Here is a 17,992-nt window from a genome sequence, read left to right on the forward strand (position 1 = left end):
TCAGTCCTTGTCGAGCCCGCCCGACATGTTGAGCCGCTCGGCGGTCATGTATTTGGGCGCATCGAGACAGAGCCAGACGACGGCTTCCGCGATTTCCGCAATCTCGGCCCGGCGGCCGAGCGGGATGCGGCGGGTGCGCTCGTCGAGGAAGGCCTGCAGGTCGCTGCGGCCATTGGCGCGGGCCAGGTCGACCTCGGTCGAGCGCTGCATTTCGGTGTCCATCATGCCCGGTGCCAGGCTGTTGACCAGCACACCATAGGGCGCCAGCGCTACCGCTGCGGCGCGGGTAATGGAATCGACCCCAGCCTTGCTCGCCGTGTAGGCGGTGTAGTCGGGCAGCGCCATGCGCGAACCCGGCGAGGTGATGTTGATGATGCGCCCCGAACGCTGCTCGCGCATCACTCGGCCCGCCGCTTTGCAGGCCATGGCAAGCGCGGTGACATTGAGCGCCAGCGTGCGCGTCCAGGCCTTGAAGGTGGCGTCGAGGAAGGGCTCGATCACGCCATAGCCGGCATTGTTCACGAGGATGTCGATGCCGCCCCAGCGCGCCACCACTTTCTCCACCGCCGCCTCCGGCGCGCCTTCCCCGGTGAAGTCGCTGACGATGCTTTCGCTTTCCGCGCCGGTTTCGCCGACCAGCGTGGCGGTCTCGGCCAGTCCCTCGCCATTGATGTCGGTGACCGCGACGACACAGCCGCGCCGCGCCAGCTGGATCGCCACCTCGCGACCGAGGCCGCCGGCGGCACCGGTGACAAGTGCCCTTCGTGGCGGCGTGTTGTGATTCTCGGCTGGCAAGAAAACCCTCCCGGTGGCCATCTTGACGCGATTGATACCGGTACCATAAATGGCTGTCAACGGCGATGTGCTATTGTCCCGCCGACCGCATGGTTCGCTGCAATGGGGAGAAAACAATGAAAGTCGTCGCGCTCGAGACGCTGCAGCTGGCGGAATTCCCCTTCCTGTTCTGGCTGCGCGTCCACACCGATGCCGGCCTGATCGGCACCGGCGAGACGTTCTGGGCGCCGGGGCCGGTCGCCGCCTACATCCACGACAATGTCGCGTCCTATCTCCTCGGCAAGGATCCGCGCGACATCGAACTGCACGACCGCATGCTGGGCAGCGTCTATGTCGGCGCCCGCGATTCCGGCGCCGAGCTGCGCGGCAATTCCGCCGTCAACATCGCGCTATGGGATATCTATGGCCAGGCGCTCGGCGAGCCGATCTGGCGGCTGCTTGGCGGGCGCACCCACAAGAGCGTGCCGGTCTACAACACCTGCGCCGGGTACAAGCACGTCCGGGCCACCAAGAGGAACGCCCTGTTCGAGCGCGGCGAGGACTGGTCGCTCAAGCCTGGCGATTCCAACGAAGGCCCGTACGAGGACCTGCTCGCCTGGCGCTACAATGCCGGCGATCTCGCCAGGAGCCTGAAGTCGGAAGGCATCGGCGCGATGAAGATCTGGCCGTTCGACATCGCCGCCGAGGCATCGAACGGCACGCGCATTTCGCTGACCGATCTGGACAAGGCGCTGGAGCCTATCCAGAAAATCCGCGACGCCGTCGGCCGCGACATGGAAATCATGGTCGAACTGCACGGGCTGTGGACCTTGCCGCCGGTGCTGCGCATCGCCGAGGCGCTGAAAGCCCATGACGTCGCCTGGCTGGAGGAGCCGATCCGCTACAACGAGCTTGACGCCATGGCCGAGCTTGCCCGCCATACATCAATACCGATCGCCGCCAGCGAGCGGCTCGCCTCGCGGCAGATTTTCAAGCAACTGATCGACAAGCGCGCGGCCAGCGTGATCATGATTGATCTCGCCTGGTGCGGCGGCCTCTCCGAAGCGCGCAAGATCGCCAACATGGCCGAGGCCAGCGAACTGCCTGTCACCTTGCACGATTGCACCGGGCCGATCGTCTATGCCGCCAGTTGCGCGCTGTCGGCGACCTTGCCGAACGTCAACTACCAGGAGGCGGTGCGCGCCTATTTCACCGGCTGGTACACCGAGATCGTCGCCGACATTCCGCCGGTCAAGGACGGCCACGTTGCGCCGCTCGAAGGGCCGGGGCTGGGTCTCAGCCTGCGGCCGGAGCTGTTTCAGCGGCCCGACGCGACCGTTCGGATCACCAGACTCTAGCCATCGCACGGCTCAGTCCGAAGCCAGTAGACATTATGCTATTATAATCTATGATGCACCAAAGCGAGCGGCCAACAAGCTCGCCGCCGGCGCTGCCGCCCGGCGTCGGACGCATTTCAGGGAGGCTCTGGTGGCAATGTCTGCGGCGCGCGCACGCGACGATTTCAAGGGCGCTCCAAACCTGCCCAATCCAAAAATCCTGCTCGATCTGTTCGAACGCATGGTGCTTTTGCGCCGTTTCGAAAGCATCGCCCAGATCGCCTGCCGCAAGGGCGAAACACCCGGTTTCCTGCATCTCTATATCGGCGAGGAGGCGACGGGCGCCGGCGTCTGCGCGCATCTGCGGCCAACCGACTGGGTGACATCGACCCATCGCGGCCACGGCCACGCGCTGGCCAAGGGCGCCAATCCCGGCCGGGTGATGGCCGAGCTGTTCGGCAAGGTTGACGGCCTTTGCGGCGGCCGCGGCGGCACCATGCATCTCTACGACCGCTCGGTCGGCCTGTTCGGCACCAACGGCATCGTCGCCGCCGGCATCGGCCATGCCGTCGGCATCGGCATGGGCTCCCGCCAGCAGGGCCGCGACGACATCGGCGTCGCTTTCTTCGGCGACGGCGCCGCCAACCATGGCGGCTTCCACGAGGCGCTCAACTTCGCCGCCGTGCAGCGGGCGCCGGCGGTCTTCATCTGCGAGAACAACCTCTACGCCACGGCGACGCCGCTGAAGTCGATCACGCTGAACCCAGAGATCGCCACCAAGGCCGCCTCCTACGGCATGCCTGGGGTTGCGGTCGACGGCAACGACGTCTTCGCCGTCTGGCTGGCGATGAAGGAGGCCGCCGAGCGCGCCCGTTCCGGCAAGGGCCCGACGCTGATCGAGGCCAAGACCTACCGCACCGTCGGTCACCATGAGGGCGATCCGGTCATCGGCACTTATCGCACGCAGGAGGAACTCGACGCCTGGATCAAGCGCGACCCCATCGACATGTTCCGCAAGCGGCTGATCGAGGACTATGGCATCGCCGATGTCGAGGCGCTCGCGGCAATAGAAGCGAGGATCGAGAAGGTGGTCGAGGAGGCTCTGACCTTTGCCCGCAACTCGCCCGAGCCCGATCCGGCGACGGTACTTCTGCATGTCTTTGCCGATCCGATCAATCCGCCCGCCGCCTTGGCTTGGCGAGCCGTCGGCGAGACCCGCACGCAGGGATGGCTCGAGGCCGTACGTGACGGCATCGCCGAGGAAATGCGCGCCAATCCGGCGATCCTCTATTTCGGCGAGGGCACCGGCGAGCGCGGCGGCAGTTTCGCTCACACCAAAAACCTCTGGCAGGAATTCGGCGCCGAGCGCATGGTCGACACGCCGATCTCCGAGCAGGGCTTCACCGCCGCCGCCGTCGGCGCCTCGGCCACCGGTGCGCGCACCGTCTCGGACCTGATGTTCGCCGACTTTGCCTTCGAAACCGCCGGCCAGATCTTCCTGCAGGCGGCCAAGCTGCGCTACATGACCAGCGGCCTGATGAGCGCGCCGATGGTGGTGCGCGTCGGCGCCGGCGCGCTGCGCAGCTCCGGGCCGCATCACAGCGGCATCTATCATCCGGTCTTCGCCCATATGCCGGGCCTTATCGTCTGCGTGCCGTCGACCCCTGCCGATGCCAAGGGCCTGATGAAGACCGCGCTCAGGGCCGGCGATCCGGTCATCATGCTTGAGCCCAAGGCGCTGTTCGCCTCCAAGGGCGAGGTGCCGGTCGGCGAGCATTTTGTGCCTTTCGGCGTCGCGCGCATTGCGCGGGCAGGCACCGACATCACCATCGTTGCCGCCGGCCAGATGGTGCAGCGCGCGCTGGAGGCAGCCGAGGCGCTCGCCGCCGAAGGAATCGAGGCGGAGGTGATCGATCCCCGCACCATCATGCCGCTCGACATTGACACCATCGTCGCCAGCGTCCGAAAGACCCATCGCCTGCTCATCGTCGACGAAGCCTGGGCGATGTGCGGCCTTGGCGGCGAGATCGCCCAGGCCATCAACGAGTTCGCCTTCGACGAACTCGACGCCCCACCGGGAAGGCTGCACACCGCGCCGACCTCGCATCCCTTCGCGCCGGTGCTGGAGCGCGCCATGCTGGTCGACACGGCGCGCATCGCCCAGGGCGTGCGCGACGTCATATCGGGCCAACCGCCGGTGCCGGACCATTGGTATACGGTCGGCCTGAAAAGTGCTGCGCCGGCTAAGCCAGCGCCTGCTCCGGCCAGATCTTTGCCCGCCGCTTCAGCGGCTGCCGCTCCCAGCGACGACGAGCCGATCACAATGCCGTTCGGCGATCTCACCGTCAGCGAAGGCACCGTCGTCAAATGGCTGAAGACGGTCGGTGATCAGGTCAAGGAAGGCGAACTGATCGCCGAGATCGAGACCGACAAGGCCGTGGTCGAGATCGAGGCACCGGCCAGCGGGACACTCAACGCCATCGATCAGCCGGTCGGCGCCGTGGTGCCGATGGGCGGCCGCATCGGCGGCATCAAGAAATAACCCATCACCGAACTTGAAATCCGAAGGGGCTGGCATGAAGATCCTGTGCGCCAACTGGCAAGCCGCCGACGAGGCCGAACTCGAGCGGCAGCATTATCCCGATATGGAGTTCATCCTCGCACGCTCGACCAACGACAAGGCAGCCGCACTCGATCCTGCCGTCTGCGAGGTGGTCGACGCCGTCATCAACTATTCGCCCACCCACAATGTCGCCGCCGCGCCATCGGCCTTTCCCAAGGCGCGCATAGCGGTGCGTTCCGGCGTCGGCTTCGACAACATCGATACGGCGGGCTGGGGTGCGCGGAAGATTCCGGCTTGCAACGTGCCGGACTATGGCACCACCGAGGTCGCCGATCACGCCATCGGCCTCATGCTGGCGCTGACGCGCGGCACATCGGCCTATGGCGTCGAGCTTTCCAGCTTTGGCGCCGAAGGCTGGCATTTCTCCAAGGCGCCGCTGGTCCGCCGGCACAAGGGCGCCACCTTCGGCATTGTCGGTCTCGGCCGCATCGGACTTGCGACCGCCCGTCGCGCCGCCGCCTTCGATATGAAGGTGGTGTTTTACGATCCGCACCTTCTGTCCGGTGTCGACCTGTCGACCGGCTACGAACGCGTCCATTCGCTCCGTGAATTGATGGAGCGGGCGGATGTGGTGAGCGTCCACACGCCGCTCAGCGAGGAGACCCGCAAGCTGCTTGGCGCGTCCGCCTTCGCCGCCGCCAGGCCAGGCCTTGTCCTCATCAACACCGCGCGTGGTCCGATCGTCGATCTCGACGCGCTGGAAGCGGCGATTCGCGAGGGCATCGTCGCCGGCGCCGGCCTCGACGTCTTGCCGAGCGAGCCCGGCGATCTCGATCATCCGCTGCTCGCCGCCTGGCGCGCCCGCGAGCCTTGGATCGCCAATCGGCTGATCGTCACACCGCATGCCGCCTTCTACAGCCCGGCGTCGATGCGCGACCTCCGGCTGAAATCGATCGAGGTGGTCCACGCCTATCTCACCGAGGGACGGCTGACCAACTGCGTGAATTCGGAGTATCTGAAATGAACATCGCGACGGCGCAGGTCCGGGTGGCGGTTTCGCCCTATGCCCGCCGCCTGGCGCGCGAGCGTTCCCTGCCGCTCGAAACACTTCGCGGCAGCGGTCCTGGCGGGCGCATCCTGGCCGCCGATGTGCAAGGCTTCGTTCCGGTTGCCGCACCGCTCGCCTCGCCCAATGCCGTCGCCCCGGCAGCGGCCCTATCCCCGACCGCGCACCGGATCGCCGCCTTTGCCACCGCCGTTGCCCTCGGCGCGCTGCAAGACCTGCTGGCGGCGCTTGAGAGCTCGGGCCATGTGTTCGCCATCGACGACGTGCTGCTGCGTGCCGCCGGTCGAGCATTTGTCGAGATGCCGCAGGCAGCCAGGTTCGGTGGCGCTTCCGTGGCGCTGGAACTGGCAGGCCGGCAAACCGTATTCGCCATGATCCCCGAAATGGCCCTGACATCGCTGCGCGCCTTGCGGCTTGCGGCATTGGCCGACAGCCGGGATGAGACGGAAACTCCAGCGACCCTATCCCTGCGGCTGCTGCCGGCCAGCGACATCAGGCCGATGATAACGCCGCTTCTGCCGGGCCGCACCATGCGCCTGACCGTTTCGTCCGACATGCAGGGCGATCATGCCGAATGCCTGCTGACGACAGACGCGGCGAGCGTTGACGAGGCTACCGCTGCCGCATGGCTCGCGACCCTGAAATCGGCGATCGAACAGCCGCTTCGGCTCTTTGTCTGAGACGGTTGATCGTCAACAGCCTTGCCTAGCCTCGGGCGTGGGAAGCTATTATAAAAGCTTCGACACAGGCGCGACGAGGCACATGGACCACCCGACCATAGACAGTCTTCCCAGGCGCACGCTCGGCCGCGCCAACGGGCCGCTTTACCGCCAGCTCGCCGACATTTTGCGCGAGCCGATCGGCAACGGCACCTTCCCCGTCGGCGGCGAACTGCCGAAGGAAGCGACCATCGCCGAGCATTTCGGCGTCAGCCTGATCACGGTTCGCCAGGCGCTGCGCGATCTCGAGGCCGACGGGCTGATCCGCAAGCGTTCGGCCAAGCCTGCCGTGGTCGCGGCGCGCAGCCCCTCGGTCAATCTGAGCTGGAAGTTCAAGAATTTCGCCGACATGGCGGCCTTCACCAAGGATGCCGAGCTGACGGTGAAATCCTACCGCAAGGAGGTTTCGCCCGTGCTCCAGCGCCATTTCGGCATGGGCAAGGACGAGGCCGGCTATTGCCTGCGCAGCGTGCTGTCGATCGGCGAACAGCGCAAGGCGCAGATCACCACCTATTTCCCGCCCGACATCGGCGCGCGCCTGAAGCGGGAGGATTTTTCCGACGTGCTGATCTTCCGTTCGGTGCAGAAACATCTCGGCTTGCGACTCGACGTGGCGCATGTCACGGTGCGCGCCGAGATCGCCGACGAGGCGGTTGCCGCCGACCTCGGCATAACGCTCGGCAGTCCGGTGCTGACGGTAGAGATGCTCTACCAGTCGGCGGACCAGCGCAGCATCGAATTCTCGGTCGCCCGCCACCCCGCCGATATCTTCAGCATCACTTACGACGCGCCGAACGACCTGTCCTGAAGCGCGCCGGAGGCGGGATTTTCTGCTGACATCGCATAGACAGGCTCATAAAATTATAATAGCATGATAGCTAGGCTGGAGGGTCGGCCACGGGAGACGTCGCAAGAGGGGAACTCCGGCGAATTCGGCTCGTGGACGCAGCCTTTGGCAAGTCTGGGCAAATTGACAAAGGTGATTGGTACCGGTATCAATTTACCGTCTTCATCCGACTAAGATGGCGCAGTCCATCACCGGCTGGGCAGGAAATACAGGGAGGAAGACCATGAGACTAAGGAGCTTGAGCGCCTGCTTCGTGGCGCTTGCCGGGTTCGCGGCGTCGATGGCTGCGATGCCGGGCCATACATCGACCCCGAAACCGTACACCATCTATCTCTCGAACAATTTCGTCGGCAATGACTGGCGCCAGCAGATGGAACGCGTCGCCAATGTCGCCGTCAACAAGGGGCCGCTGAAGGGCCGCGTCGACCTCAAGATCGAAAATGCCGAGAACACCGTTCAGGCTCAGATCAATTCGCTGAACAACATCATCCGTCAGAAACCGGCTGCCATCCTCATCGATGCGTCGTCGGCCGAGGCGCTCAATCCCACCATCAAGAAGGCCTGCGACGCCGGCATCATCGTCGTCAGCTTCGACCAGACCGTGTCGGCCGAATGCGCCTACAAGCTGCATTCCGACTTCGACATCATGGCCAACAACCAGGCCGAATGGATGGCTTCCATCCTTGGCGGCAAGGGCAAGGTTTTCATGGATCGCGGCCTCGCCGGCGCGCCGATCTCGGAACAGTTCGAGAAGAACTTTGGTGCCGTGCTGAAGAAATATCCCGGCATCGAGATCGTCGGCTATTTCAACGGCAATTATGCCGCCGGACCCGAGCAGGAAGGCGTGGCCAGCCTGCTTGCCGCGCATCCGGAAGTCGACGGCATCTTCTCGCAGGGCTATGGCACCGGCGCCATCAAGGCGCTGCAGAATGCCGACCGGCCGATGGTGCCGATCGTCGCCGCCGCTTTCAACGGCACCGGTGTCACCTGCGCCGAGACCAAGGGCGCCAAATGCTGGCTCGGCGCCAATCCGCCGTCGCTGTCGGCCGAAGCCATCAAGCTCGCGGTCGACATATTGGACACTGGCAAGAAGCCCGCCGACACCACCGTGCTGTTCAATTCACCCGGCCTGACCACGGATATGGTCGACGCCAAATACACGCCGAATTCCTCGGCGGTGAAGATCGAGCTCGGCAAGACCGTATTTCCGGATCTCGCGCCAGGGCTTTCCTTGCCGGTGTCGCCGAGCTGGGTGGAGATCACCCCCAAGGAGGCCTCGGGAACCTGATTTGGTGATTGCGATGCGCCACATCAGGCGCGAAACGAAAAACGGGAGGAGAAAATCATGAAATCATTGAGCCGTAACATCGGCCTAGCAGCTTTTGCCGCCACCATGATGGCTGCCGGCATGCAGACTGGCCACGCCGAGGACAAGAAGCCTTACACCATCTATCTCTCGAACAATTTCGTCGGCAATGACTGGCGCCAGCAGATGGAGCGCGTCGCCACCGTCTCGGTCAACAAGGGACCGCTGAAGGGCCGTGTCGACCTCAAGATCGAGAATGTCGAGAACACCGTCCAGGCGCAGATCAACTCGCTGAACAACATCATCCGCCAGAAGCCGGACGCCATCCTCGTCGATGCCGGTTCGGACTCGGCCTTGAACCCGACCATCAAGAAAGCCTGCGACGCTGGCATCGTCGTCATCTCCTTCGACCAGGTGGTGACCGAACCCTGCGCTTATGCCGTTGCTTCAGACTGGGACCGCATCCCCTCCGTCATGGCCGAGTGGATGGCCACGCAGCTCGGCGGCAAGGGCAACATCATCCTCGACCGCGGCCTCGCCGGCGCGCCGATCTCGGCGCAGCTGCAGGGGGGCTATGAGAAGGTGTTGGCCAAATATCCCGACATCAAGGTCGTCGGCTACTACAACGGCAACTATGCCCTCGGACCGGAACAGTCGGGTGTCGCGGCACTGCTTGCCGCCAATCCGAAGATCGACGGCATCATGACGCAAGGCTATGGCTCAGGCGCCATCCAGGCGCTGAAGGATGCCGGCCGGCCGATCGTCCCGGTCGTCGGCTTCTCCTACAATGTCGCCGCCGTCACCTGCGCGCAGACGCAAGGCGCCAAGTGCATCCTGGGATCCAACCCGGCCTATCTCTCTTCGGAAGCGATCAAGCTGGCGGTCGACATTCTCGACACCGGAAAGAAGCCGGCCGAGCGTTCCGTCTCGGTCAAGGGCGATTTCGTCACCACCGATCCCTTCGAGTCCAAGCTCTATCCGGGCACCAAGATGATCAAGATCGCCATTGGCGAAAATGCCTTCCCGGACCAGGCGCCCGGCCTGACGCTGCCGATCACGCCCGATTGGGTCGAGATCACCGCTGCGGAAGCCGCCGGCAGCAAGTAACATCCGTGACCACGACCCTGTCTCCCGGCATCGCAAGATGTCGGGAGAGCTTTTCGAAGGCGCATGCATGGACCTTGTCACTGTCAACGGCCTGTCCAAACGCTATGGCGGCATTGTCGCGCTGAGCGAGGCGACGTTCAGCGCCCGCGCCGGCGAGGTGCATGCCCTGCTTGGCGAGAACGGTGCGGGCAAGAGCACCTTCATCCAGATCCTGTCGGGCGCCGTGCGGCATGATGGCGGCTCGATCCTGGTTGATGGCCAGGATTATCGCCCGGCCAATCCGGATGCGGCGCAGGCACGCGGCATCGCCGCCGTCTTCCAGGAATTGTCGCTGATCCCTGATCTCAGCGTCGAACAGAACATCTGGTTTCGCCATGAGCCGCGCAAGTGGCTTGGCACCGTCAATCGCACGGAGATGCGCCGCAAGACGCTGGCGCTGCTGGAAGAATACAACTTTCCGGCGCTTCGCCCGGATCAGGAGTTGCGGCGGCTGACCCTGGCCGAGCGGCAGATCGTCGAGATCGCCAAGGGCCTGGCCAAGGACCCGCGCATCCTGATCCTCGACGAGGCGACCTCGGCGCTGCCGGCACGGGAAGCCGAATGGCTGCTCAACCTTACCCGGCAGCTCGCCGCCGAGGGCAGATTGGTCATCTTCATCTCGCACCGCATGGCCGAAGTGCGCGCCATCGCCGACCGGCTGACCATCTTCCGCAATGGCAGCACCGTCGCCGCGCATGCGGCCGATGCCGTGTCCGACAATGAGATCGTCACCCAGATGATCGGCCGCCATCTCGACCGGCTCTATCCCGAGCGTGTGTCCACCGCGACCGATCGCATCGCTCTTGGGGTAAAGGGGTTTTCGAGCGGCAGCCGGCTTTCCGGCGTCGACTTCGCGCTGCGCGAGGGCGAGGTACTCGGCGTTGGCGGTTTGCAAGGTCATGGCCAGCGCGAACTGTTTCAGGCGCTGTTCGGCGCCACCAAGGCGAGCGGCTCGATCGAACTGTGGGGCAAGCCGGTCTCGATCGGCAATCCGCGCCAGGCGCTGACCGGCAAGGACGGCATCGCGCTGGTGCCGGAGGACCGGCGCGGCCAGGGCCTGCTTTTGACCAAGAGCGTGCGCGATAATTTGACGCTGTCGGTCATCAAGCGCTTCACCGAAAACGGCTTGCTCAGCCGGCAAAAGGAAGCAGCGCTCGTCAAGGAAATGGTCGATTTCCTGCGTATCAAGGCCGGCACGCCGGAACAACTTGCCGGCACCCTGTCGGGCGGCAACCAGCAGAAAGTCATCTTCGGCAAGATGCTTTTGACGCAGGCGCGCGTGCTGTTGCTCTACGATCCGACGCGCGGCGTCGATGTCGGCACCAAGGGCGAGATCTTCCAGCTGATGCGCGACCTCGCCGCCAAGGGCTATGCGATCCTGTTCCATTCCAGCGACATGCCGGAACTCGTCCATGTCGCCGACCGCGTGCTGGTGATGCGCAACGGCCGCATTGCCGCGACGCTGGAGGGGGTTCACATTTCGGAGGAGGAAATCCTGCGCGCCGCCATGCTTGAAACCAGGGCGGCCTGAATCATGGTGATGTCCGTGCAGCAGACTGTGGAGATGGCGCAGAAGCCGGCCGGGACGAATCCCACCAGGCCGGCCATCGACTGGCGCGGCCGCTTGCTCGACCGGGCGCCGTTCCTGGTCGCCTGCCTGATGCTGGCCTTGATTGTCGGCATCTATGGCAGCCTGCAATCCGGCGTTTTCTCGCTGGACGAGCTCAACCTCGACACGGCGGCGGCGATGACGCTGATGCTGGCGGCGACCGGGCAGACCATCGTGCTGCTGCGCGGCGGCATCGACCTGTCGATCGGCGGCATGATCAGCCTCGGCACGGTGATCGCCGCGACGCGCTTTACCGACGATGTGTCGACCACCGCACTTTGGGCGCTGATCATCCTGGCGCTCGGTTTCCTGATCGGCGCACTCAACGGCCTGCTGATCTCGCTGCTCAAGCTGCAGCCCTTCCTGGTCACGCTCGCCACCTGGTCGATCCTCAACGGCATCGCCATGATTATCCTGCCGACCGATGGCGGCAGCATTCCCTCATGGTGGGTCGGCTTCGCTTCCGCACAGCTCCTCGGCCTGACCAGCCCTGTCTGGATGCTGCTGGCGCTGCTGTTATTCTGGTGGTGGTTCCGGGCGACGCGGGTCGGCATCGCCATCCAGGCGACCGGCTCCAACGAAAAGTCGGCCTTCCTGTCCGGCGTCTCGATCGCAAGGGTCAACCTCGTCACCTACGGCCTGTCCGGCCTGTTCGCGGCCGGTGCGGCGCTGTTCCTGGTGACGCAGACCGGCGCCGGTTCGCCCACCATCGGCAAGGACTATATCCTGCCCTCTGTGGCGGCGGCGGTCATCGGCGGCGTCAGCCTGTTCGGCGGACGCGGCCATCTCGCCGGCACGCTGATCGGCGCCTTCGTGCTCACCCTGATCGGCAATCTGGTCTTCGTCCTGCATGTGTCGAGCTATTGGCAGCCGGTCGCCTCCGGCGTCATCCTGCTGCTCTCGGTGCTGGCCAGTTCCGTCGCCGAGAAAGCTGCAAGGAACCGTGCCCAATGAGCGCTTTCCTCGCCCGCAACCGCCTCATCGTGCTCGCCTATGCCGGCATGCTGGCGCTGCTCCTGGTCACGGCGCTGTTCTCGCCGGGATTCCTGTCGGTCTCCAACATGCGCTCCACCGTCGTGCTGGCCGCCTTCGTCGGCATCGTCGCGCTCGGCCAGACCTTCGTCATCATCGGCGGCGGCATCGACCTGTCGGTGCCCTGGGTGCTGAATTCGGCCGCCATCATCATGGCGCTGCTGTGCGGCGGGCAGGATCTGCCGCTGGTCTGGGTCATGCCGCTGCTGCTTGCCGGCGGCGCCTTCATCGGCCTCATCAACGGCATCGGCGTTGCCCAGTTCGGCGTGCCGCCGATCATCATGACGCTGGCCACGAACGTGATCCTGCAAGGCCTGATCCTGGTGCTGACCGGCGGTTCGCCCACGCCATCGGCGCCGGCCCTGATCCAGTTCCTGTCGGTGGGGCGGCTCAGTGGTTTTCCGGTCATCGCGCTGATCTGGCTGGCGCTGACGCTGGTGGCGACGCTGCTGCTCTCCAAGGCGGCGTTCGGCCGCCATCTCTACGCGCTCGGCACCAGCGCCACGGTCGCCGAATTCTCCGGCGTGCCGACCGCGCGCACCACCATCCTCACCTATGTCATCTCGGGCCTCACAGCCGCTTTCGCCGGCATACTCTTGACCGGCTATTCCGGCCAGGCCTATCTCGGCATGGGCGACGCCTATCTGTTCACCTCGATCGCGGCGGTGGCCATCGGCGGCGCCTCCATCCTCGGCGGCAGCGGCCATTATCTGGGCACCGTCGCCGGCGCCATGGTGCTCACCATCCTCACTGGTCTTTTGCCGGCGCTGAACCTGTCGAGCGGCGCGCTGCTCATCGTCTACGGCGCGGTGATCCTGCTCACGGTCTCGATCGGCAGCGAGACCTTCGCCGGCCTCGGCGGCAGGCTGCGGAGAAAAGAGGGCTGACCATGGTCGAAATCACTTGCGTCGTCGATGCCAGGGCCGAACTCGGCGAAGGCACGCTCTGGGATCCCAAGGCCAGCGTGCTGTGGTGGATCGACATCTGGAAGAAGCTGATCCATCGCTACGACCCAGCGACCGGCAAGGACGAGACCTTCGAGACACCGGAATATCTCGGCTGCCTCGGCCTGCGCGAGAAGGGCGGCCTTGTGCTGACCATGGCCAATGGCTTTCACTTCTTCGACCCGGCGACCGGCACGTTCGCGGCGATCGTCGACCCGGAATCGCATATGCCGAATACCCGTTTCAACGATGGCAAGCCGGATCGCCAGGGCCGCTTCTGGTCGGGTTCGATGTTCGAGGTGCCGGGTCAGCCGATCGAATTCATCGGCGCGCTCTACCGGCTCGATCCTGATCTGTCGGTGCACAAGATGATCGACGGCATCGGCTGCTCCAACGGGCTCGCCTGGAGCCCGGATTCCAAGACCATGTATTTCTCCGACAGCCATGCCGGCGCGGTGTGGGCCTATGATTTCAATGCCGCCACCGGCGATATCGAGAATCGCCGGACGTTCATCGACATGACGATGACCGGCGGCGTCGCCGACGGCGCCACTGTCGATGCCGAGGGCTGCTACTGGGTGACCATCCCGGTGACCAGCAAGGTCTGCCGATACGATCCTGATGGCGAATTGATGCAGACCGTGGTTCTGCCGACCGACCTGCCGACGTGCTGCGAATTCGGCGGCAAGGATCTCGACATCCTCTATGTCACCTCGGCCGTGCTCAGGCGCCCGGCAAGCCACTTCGTCCGCCAGAAGAATCCGGGCGGATTGTTCGCGCTCGATGTCGGCGTCAAGGGCCTGACCCTGCCGGCGTTCAAGGGATAGCCAGTGTACCTCGAACATCGTTTCGCTATCGAAACGATGTCTGAAGTAGTGGCCATGCGTGCCGTCTTTATCGTTTGACCGCACGTGCCGCGCGGCGAACGCTTTGCAGCAGGATGGCGAGGCAGCCGACCAGCAGCAGCGCGCCGCCGAGCAGCGGCGGCAGGGCCAGCAGCTTCACCGCCGCCGCGACGGCGGCCACCAGCATCAGTGCCAGCAGCGCCAGATTGCCGTCATCGACGAACATGCCGAGGAATTCCCTGGCAACAAGGCGGATGACGCTCATCGGGCGAACCCTCCGGCTGATACAGTATAGGTGCCGCGCAGCCAGCGCACCATGGCAAAGGACGCCAGCGCGACGATGGCGAAGATGGCGAGCAGAGCGAGATCGGCGCCCGGCCAGTCGGCGCCGATGCCTTCGCCGGTCCAGAAGATGCCGAAGCTGGTCAGCATCAGCCCGACCACGAATTTCAGCGCATTCTCCGGCACGCGCGCCAGCGGCCGGTGCACCGCCAGGCCGATAAGCATCACCAGGACGAAGGCTGCCAGCGCGCCCAGGCTGGCGTAGAGCGTCTGCCCATGGGCGGCGCCGACGGCAATGACGATGAACACCACCTCGACACCCTCGAGCAGCACCGCCTTGAACGAGGCCAGGCCGGCGAGGTGGTCGGCGCGGCGGTCATTGGCCTGCTGGGTGAGGGCGGCGGTCTCCTTGGAAAAGGCCGCGTCCTCGTCATGCAGCGCGATGACGCCGACGCTGCGCAGGATCGCCTTTCGCAGCCAACGCATGCCGAACAGGATCAGCAGCACCCCGACGACGAACTGCAGCGTGGTGATCGGCACCAGCGCCAGCAGCGGTCCGAATGCCAGCACCAGCGCCGCCAGCAACGCCAGCGCCAAGGCGGCGCCCGTCAGCGCCGGGCGCCAGCTGCGCGTCACGCCGACCGCAAGCACGATGGTGAAGGCTTCGACGACCTCGACGAAGGAGGCGAGAAATGCCGCCGTGACCGTCGGGAGGATGGGCGTCAGCGTCTGCATCAAAGCTTCCTGTCCTGTCTCGTTCGCCACGGGTTCTCTGAGCGGGTGTTCCAGGACGCGTGGCCCGGAATCACTTCTATGGTCAGCACCACATAGCGCTCCGGAAGCCGCGGGAAAGCAAGTGAACGCCCATGGGCGGCGCTTGGGGCCAATCGAGCCGCGCATACTGCGGCTGCGGGACGCACGCCTAAATCAGATCATGCCCGACATGTCGGAGAAGGCCATTGCCTTGAGCAGCAGCTCGGCGAAGCGCTCGCCGGCCACTTCGCGCGGGCCGCTATTGTCGATCGTGGTCACGCCGGGGCCGGTCAGGGTCACATTGGCGCTGCGCGCCAGGCGCGCCAGCACTTCGCCGCGCGACTCGCGGCCGCGCATCGCCAGCCGCGAGGCCAGCACGTCAGGCGAAGCAGTGATCTCGACAATGGCCAGATTGGCATAGCGCTCGCGCAAGGTGGGAATGATCGCGCGCGACACGTTCGCCACCGCCACATGGCCATTGGCGACCGACCAGTCGACATCGGCAGGCAGGCCGTAGCGCAAGCCATGCGCTTCCCAGGAAATGGCGAAGGCGCCGTCGGCCTCGGCCTCGACGAAGGCGGCGTCGGCCAGCGTGTCGTGATCCTCGCTCGCCGCATCGCTCGGCCGGGTGATGACGCGGCGCACGAACTCCAGCCGGGTCTCGTCGGCGAAGAGGGCACGGGCGTAGCCGATCACCGTGTCCTTGCCGGCGCCGCTTGGCCCCACGACCGCGACAAACACGCCATGACGAACGGGGAACGTTTCAGCTGACAATTCACGCTCGATCAAGGCCGACACCATCATGCGACCCGGCGCCCTTGCCGCCAGACGGTGCGCACCACTGGAACATGGTCATCCACACGCACGCGCACCAGGTCGGCGCGGCGGCCTTGCTCGATGATGCCGCGGTCGGTCAGGCCAACGGCCTCGGCCGGGTTCTTCGACACCATGGCGACCGCCTGCGGCAGCGAAATGCCTTCGACCATGTCGCCGAGGAAGAAGGCCGACTGGATCAGGCTGAAGGGAATATAGTCTGATGACAAGATGTCGAGCAGCCCGTCGCCGGCCAGCGTGCGCGCCGAGACATTGCCCGAATGCGAGGCGCCGCGCATGACGTTCGGCGCACCCATCAGAACGCCCAGGCCCGCGGCCTTCGAAGCGCGCGCCGCTTCCTCGGTGGTCGGAAACTCGGCAACGCGCACGCCCTGCTCGATCGCCTCGTCGACATGGCCCGAAGTGGCGTCGTCATGGCTGGCGAGCACGATGCCGCGCTCATGGCAGGCAGCCGCGATCACCGCGCGGTTCGGCGCCGAATAGCGCGCCGATTCCGCCATCCGCTTCTCGCAGAACAATTGGAAGTCGCGATCGGTCAGCTTCAGCTTGCGCTGGTAGTAGTAGGCATAGGTTTCGAGATTGACGAACTGACGCTGGCCGGGCGCATGATCCATCAGCGAAGCCAGCTTGACCCGGTCGTCCCGGTCGAAATTGGCGAAGGCCTGCAGGCAATCCGGCGCCGAAACCTCGCAGCGCAGATGCAGGAAGTGATCGGCCCGCAGACGATCCTGCGCGACGCTGTCCTCGATGGCATCGGCCAGCTTGCGGATATCGGCCAAGGTGAGGTCGGCGTCCTCGTCCATGCCGACGCGCAAGGCGTCGAGCACGGTGGTGATGCCGGCCGTCGCCACCTGCGCGTCATGGGCAAGCACCGCGGCGATCGGGTTCCAGCGCACCTTCGGCCGGGGTGCGTAATGGCCTTCCAGGTGGTCGGTGTGCAGCTCGACCAGCCCGGGAATGACATAGTCGCCGCCCATGTCCTCGCCGGCCATGTTCCCGCTGGTGTGGCTGCTGCCGGCATCGATGTCGGCGATAAAGCCGTCACGCAGCACCAGCGACCCCTCGACGATCTCGTCGGCAAGCACGATGCGGGCGTTGGAAAGAACGGTCTCGGCGGTCATTTCGGGCAGTCCTTTGGTTCTTCGAGCAGGGGTGTTCAGGCGATTTTCCTTGCCGGGCGGCGTCCCAGCGCGTGCTGCGAAAGCACCATGAACGGCGCGCCCGGTTCGGGTTCGACAAACAGCGTCAGCGCGTCGACCAGCACCGGCTGCCGCAGCACATCCGCGAACAGGCTGTCGATTGCTGCGCGCAAACGAGGGCTTTCCTGTGGCCCGGCGCGGCCCGACAGCGTCATGTGGAAGCGGAAGGTCTCGAAGACATAGGGGTAGCCCCATTGGCAGAGATTGCGGAACTCGGCCGGCTTCAGCGAATCCGGGCTGCGCCGCTCGATCTCGGCCTCGGTCAGCGGCGCGCGGAACCGGTCGAAATCGCGCACCACCTCATCGGCGAAACGGTTGAGCGGCGGCAGCGGCCCCTCCGGCACCAGCGCGAAGAAGCTGTCGATCTGGCTGACGACGAGACGTGGGATCGTCACGACGGGCGTCGCTTCGGCAAATTGGTCGAGCCCCGCGCGCAGCGAAGTCTCGGTCTCGTTGGCGGCCAGGCGGAAGGGTGCCTTCAGCGTCGCGTGGAAGCCATAGCGGCGGGCCGAGGCGGTGTGGAAGGCAACTTCCGCCGCCGACAAATCGGCCACGGCCTCAACCGGCCTTGTCGCCGCGCCGAACGGGTCACAGCCCAGCCAGTTGGCGGCGATCCGCGCCAGCGGTTCGTCCTGCCGGGGGGTGAAATAGATGGCATAACGCATCAAAAATCCTCGTCAGACCGCTGCCATAAGTGATTTCCATGACGGATTGACGAAGCTTTGCAGGGTTTTCG

General features: G+C 65.2%; 17 protein-coding genes. 11 read left to right on the plus strand and 6 right to left on the minus strand.

What is annotated here, in order from left to right; genetic code table 11:
* Entirely contained in the window at nt 1–795 is a 795-nt protein-coding gene (locus FJV80_RS17510) for an SDR family oxidoreductase (protein WP_142877038.1), read from the minus strand.
* Nucleotides 796–911: 116 nt separating this feature from the next.
* On the opposite strand from FJV80_RS17510, the gene FJV80_RS17515 reads away from it, so the two are divergent.
* The 11 genes from FJV80_RS17515 to FJV80_RS17565 all read left to right on the plus strand — a co-directional run bounded on the left by FJV80_RS17515 (nt 912) and on the right by FJV80_RS17565 (nt 14,170).
* Complete coding sequence (locus tag FJV80_RS17515; RefSeq protein ID WP_185975229.1) at nt 912–2,132, plus strand: mandelate racemase/muconate lactonizing enzyme family protein; 1,221 nt, start codon at nt 912–914, stop codon at nt 2,130–2,132.
* 136 nt (nt 2,133–2,268) lie between these two features.
* Complete coding sequence (locus FJV80_RS17520; protein ID WP_246688991.1) at nt 2,269–4,653, plus strand: thiamine pyrophosphate-dependent enzyme; 2,385 nt, start codon at nt 2,269–2,271, stop codon at nt 4,651–4,653.
* A gap of 34 nt (nt 4,654–4,687) precedes the next feature.
* Nucleotides 4,688–5,698, plus strand: a complete 1,011-nt coding sequence (locus FJV80_RS17525; RefSeq protein ID WP_142877041.1) for a C-terminal binding protein — start codon at nt 4,688–4,690, stop codon at nt 5,696–5,698.
* Entirely contained in the window at nt 5,695–6,420 is a 726-nt protein-coding gene (locus tag FJV80_RS17530) for an E3 binding domain-containing protein (RefSeq protein WP_142877042.1), read from the plus strand. The genes FJV80_RS17525 and FJV80_RS17530 overlap by 4 nt, the downstream gene beginning before the upstream one ends.
* Nucleotides 6,421–6,502: 82 nt before the next feature.
* Nucleotides 6,503–7,267 (plus strand): GntR family transcriptional regulator, encoded by a 765-nt coding sequence (locus FJV80_RS17535; protein WP_095773141.1) that lies wholly within the window; start codon nt 6,503–6,505, stop codon nt 7,265–7,267.
* A 262-nt stretch (nt 7,268–7,529) separates the two neighbouring features.
* A complete protein-coding gene (locus FJV80_RS17540) occupies nt 7,530–8,594 on the plus strand; it encodes a substrate-binding domain-containing protein (RefSeq protein WP_245437744.1) in 1,065 nt (354 codons plus the stop codon).
* A gap of 57 nt (nt 8,595–8,651) precedes the next feature.
* Nucleotides 8,652–9,719, plus strand: a complete 1,068-nt coding sequence (locus tag FJV80_RS17545) for a sugar ABC transporter substrate-binding protein (protein ID WP_095792127.1) — start codon at nt 8,652–8,654, stop codon at nt 9,717–9,719.
* A gap of 67 nt (nt 9,720–9,786) precedes the next feature.
* A complete protein-coding gene (locus FJV80_RS17550) occupies nt 9,787–11,289 on the plus strand; it encodes a sugar ABC transporter ATP-binding protein (protein ID WP_246688990.1) in 1,503 nt (500 codons plus the stop codon).
* Between the two features lie 9 nt (nt 11,290–11,298).
* Nucleotides 11,299–12,321 (plus strand): ABC transporter permease, encoded by a 1,023-nt coding sequence (locus FJV80_RS17555; RefSeq protein ID WP_246688992.1) that lies wholly within the window; start codon nt 11,299–11,301, stop codon nt 12,319–12,321.
* Nucleotides 12,318–13,286, plus strand: a complete 969-nt coding sequence (locus tag FJV80_RS17560; RefSeq protein WP_142877045.1) for an ABC transporter permease — start codon at nt 12,318–12,320, stop codon at nt 13,284–13,286. Before FJV80_RS17555 ends, FJV80_RS17560 begins: the two co-directional genes overlap by 4 nt.
* Nucleotides 13,287–13,288: 2 nt before the next feature.
* Nucleotides 13,289–14,170, plus strand: a complete 882-nt coding sequence (locus FJV80_RS17565) for an SMP-30/gluconolactonase/LRE family protein (protein WP_142877046.1) — start codon at nt 13,289–13,291, stop codon at nt 14,168–14,170.
* Nucleotides 14,171–14,237: 67 nt separating this feature from the next.
* Here FJV80_RS17565 and FJV80_RS17570 read toward each other — a convergent pair whose 3' ends face one another.
* The 5 genes from FJV80_RS17570 to FJV80_RS17590 form a co-directional block, all read right to left on the minus strand.
* On the minus strand, nt 14,238–14,453 hold the full coding sequence (locus FJV80_RS17570) for a hypothetical protein (RefSeq protein WP_095773135.1): 216 nt from the start codon (nt 14,451–14,453) through the stop codon (nt 14,238–14,240).
* Nucleotides 14,450–15,205, minus strand: coding sequence for a COG4280 domain-containing protein (locus tag FJV80_RS17575; protein WP_095773134.1), 756 nt, complete (start codon nt 15,203–15,205; stop codon nt 14,450–14,452). Before FJV80_RS17575 ends, FJV80_RS17570 begins: the two co-directional genes overlap by 4 nt.
* A gap of 192 nt (nt 15,206–15,397) precedes the next feature.
* Nucleotides 15,398–16,027, minus strand: coding sequence for a phosphonate metabolism protein/1,5-bisphosphokinase (PRPP-forming) PhnN (gene phnN, locus FJV80_RS17580; RefSeq protein WP_185973445.1), 630 nt, complete (start codon nt 16,025–16,027; stop codon nt 15,398–15,400).
* Nucleotides 16,024–17,178 carry an alpha-D-ribose 1-methylphosphonate 5-triphosphate diphosphatase gene (locus FJV80_RS17585; protein ID WP_095773133.1) on the minus strand — a complete coding sequence of 385 codons (1,155 nt, stop codon included), beginning with the start codon at nt 17,176–17,178 and terminating at the stop codon, nt 16,024–16,026. The genes phnN and FJV80_RS17585 overlap by 4 nt, the downstream gene beginning before the upstream one ends.
* A 35-nt stretch (nt 17,179–17,213) precedes the next feature.
* Nucleotides 17,214–17,921: a DUF1045 domain-containing protein gene (locus FJV80_RS17590; protein WP_142877047.1), complete on the minus strand. Its 708-nt coding sequence runs from the start codon at nt 17,919–17,921 to the stop codon at nt 17,214–17,216.
* Nucleotides 17,922–17,992 lie beyond the last annotated feature (71 nt).

Source organism: Mesorhizobium sp. WSM4310 (assembly GCF_007003935.1).
In the GTDB taxonomy this organism is placed as follows: Bacteria; Pseudomonadota; Alphaproteobacteria; order Rhizobiales; family Rhizobiaceae; genus Mesorhizobium.

Bases quoted from the DNA above. Each gene is read 5' to 3' on its own strand.
- FJV80_RS17515 (WP_185975229.1), top strand. From the start codon at position 912: ATGAAAGTCGTCGCGCTCGAGACGCTGCAGCTGGCGGAATTCCCCTTC.
- FJV80_RS17520 (WP_246688991.1), top strand. From the start codon at position 2,269: ATGTCTGCGGCGCGCGCACGCGACGATTTCAAGGGCGCTCCAAACCTG.
- FJV80_RS17525 (WP_142877041.1), top strand. From the start codon at position 4,688: ATGAAGATCCTGTGCGCCAACTGGCAAGCCGCCGACGAGGCCGAACTC.
- FJV80_RS17530 (WP_142877042.1), top strand. From the start codon at position 5,695: ATGAACATCGCGACGGCGCAGGTCCGGGTGGCGGTTTCGCCCTATGCC.
- FJV80_RS17535 (WP_095773141.1), top strand. From the start codon at position 6,503: ATGGACCACCCGACCATAGACAGTCTTCCCAGGCGCACGCTCGGCCGC.
- FJV80_RS17540 (WP_245437744.1), top strand. From the start codon at position 7,530: ATGAGACTAAGGAGCTTGAGCGCCTGCTTCGTGGCGCTTGCCGGGTTC.
- FJV80_RS17545 (WP_095792127.1), top strand. From the start codon at position 8,652: ATGAAATCATTGAGCCGTAACATCGGCCTAGCAGCTTTTGCCGCCACC.
- FJV80_RS17550 (WP_246688990.1), top strand. From the start codon at position 9,787: ATGGACCTTGTCACTGTCAACGGCCTGTCCAAACGCTATGGCGGCATT.
- FJV80_RS17555 (WP_246688992.1), top strand. From the start codon at position 11,299: ATGTCCGTGCAGCAGACTGTGGAGATGGCGCAGAAGCCGGCCGGGACG.
- FJV80_RS17560 (WP_142877045.1), top strand. From the start codon at position 12,318: ATGAGCGCTTTCCTCGCCCGCAACCGCCTCATCGTGCTCGCCTATGCC.
- FJV80_RS17565 (WP_142877046.1), top strand. From the start codon at position 13,289: ATGGTCGAAATCACTTGCGTCGTCGATGCCAGGGCCGAACTCGGCGAA.
- FJV80_RS17570 (WP_095773135.1), bottom strand. From the start codon at position 14,453: ATGAGCGTCATCCGCCTTGTTGCCAGGGAATTCCTCGGCATGTTCGTC.
- FJV80_RS17575 (WP_095773134.1), bottom strand. From the start codon at position 15,205: ATGCAGACGCTGACGCCCATCCTCCCGACGGTCACGGCGGCATTTCTC.
- phnN (WP_185973445.1), bottom strand. From the start codon at position 16,027: ATGATGGTGTCGGCCTTGATCGAGCGTGAATTGTCAGCTGAAACGTTC.
- FJV80_RS17585 (WP_095773133.1), bottom strand. From the start codon at position 17,178: ATGACCGCCGAGACCGTTCTTTCCAACGCCCGCATCGTGCTTGCCGAC.
- FJV80_RS17590 (WP_142877047.1), bottom strand. From the start codon at position 17,921: ATGCGTTATGCCATCTATTTCACCCCCCGGCAGGACGAACCGCTGGCG.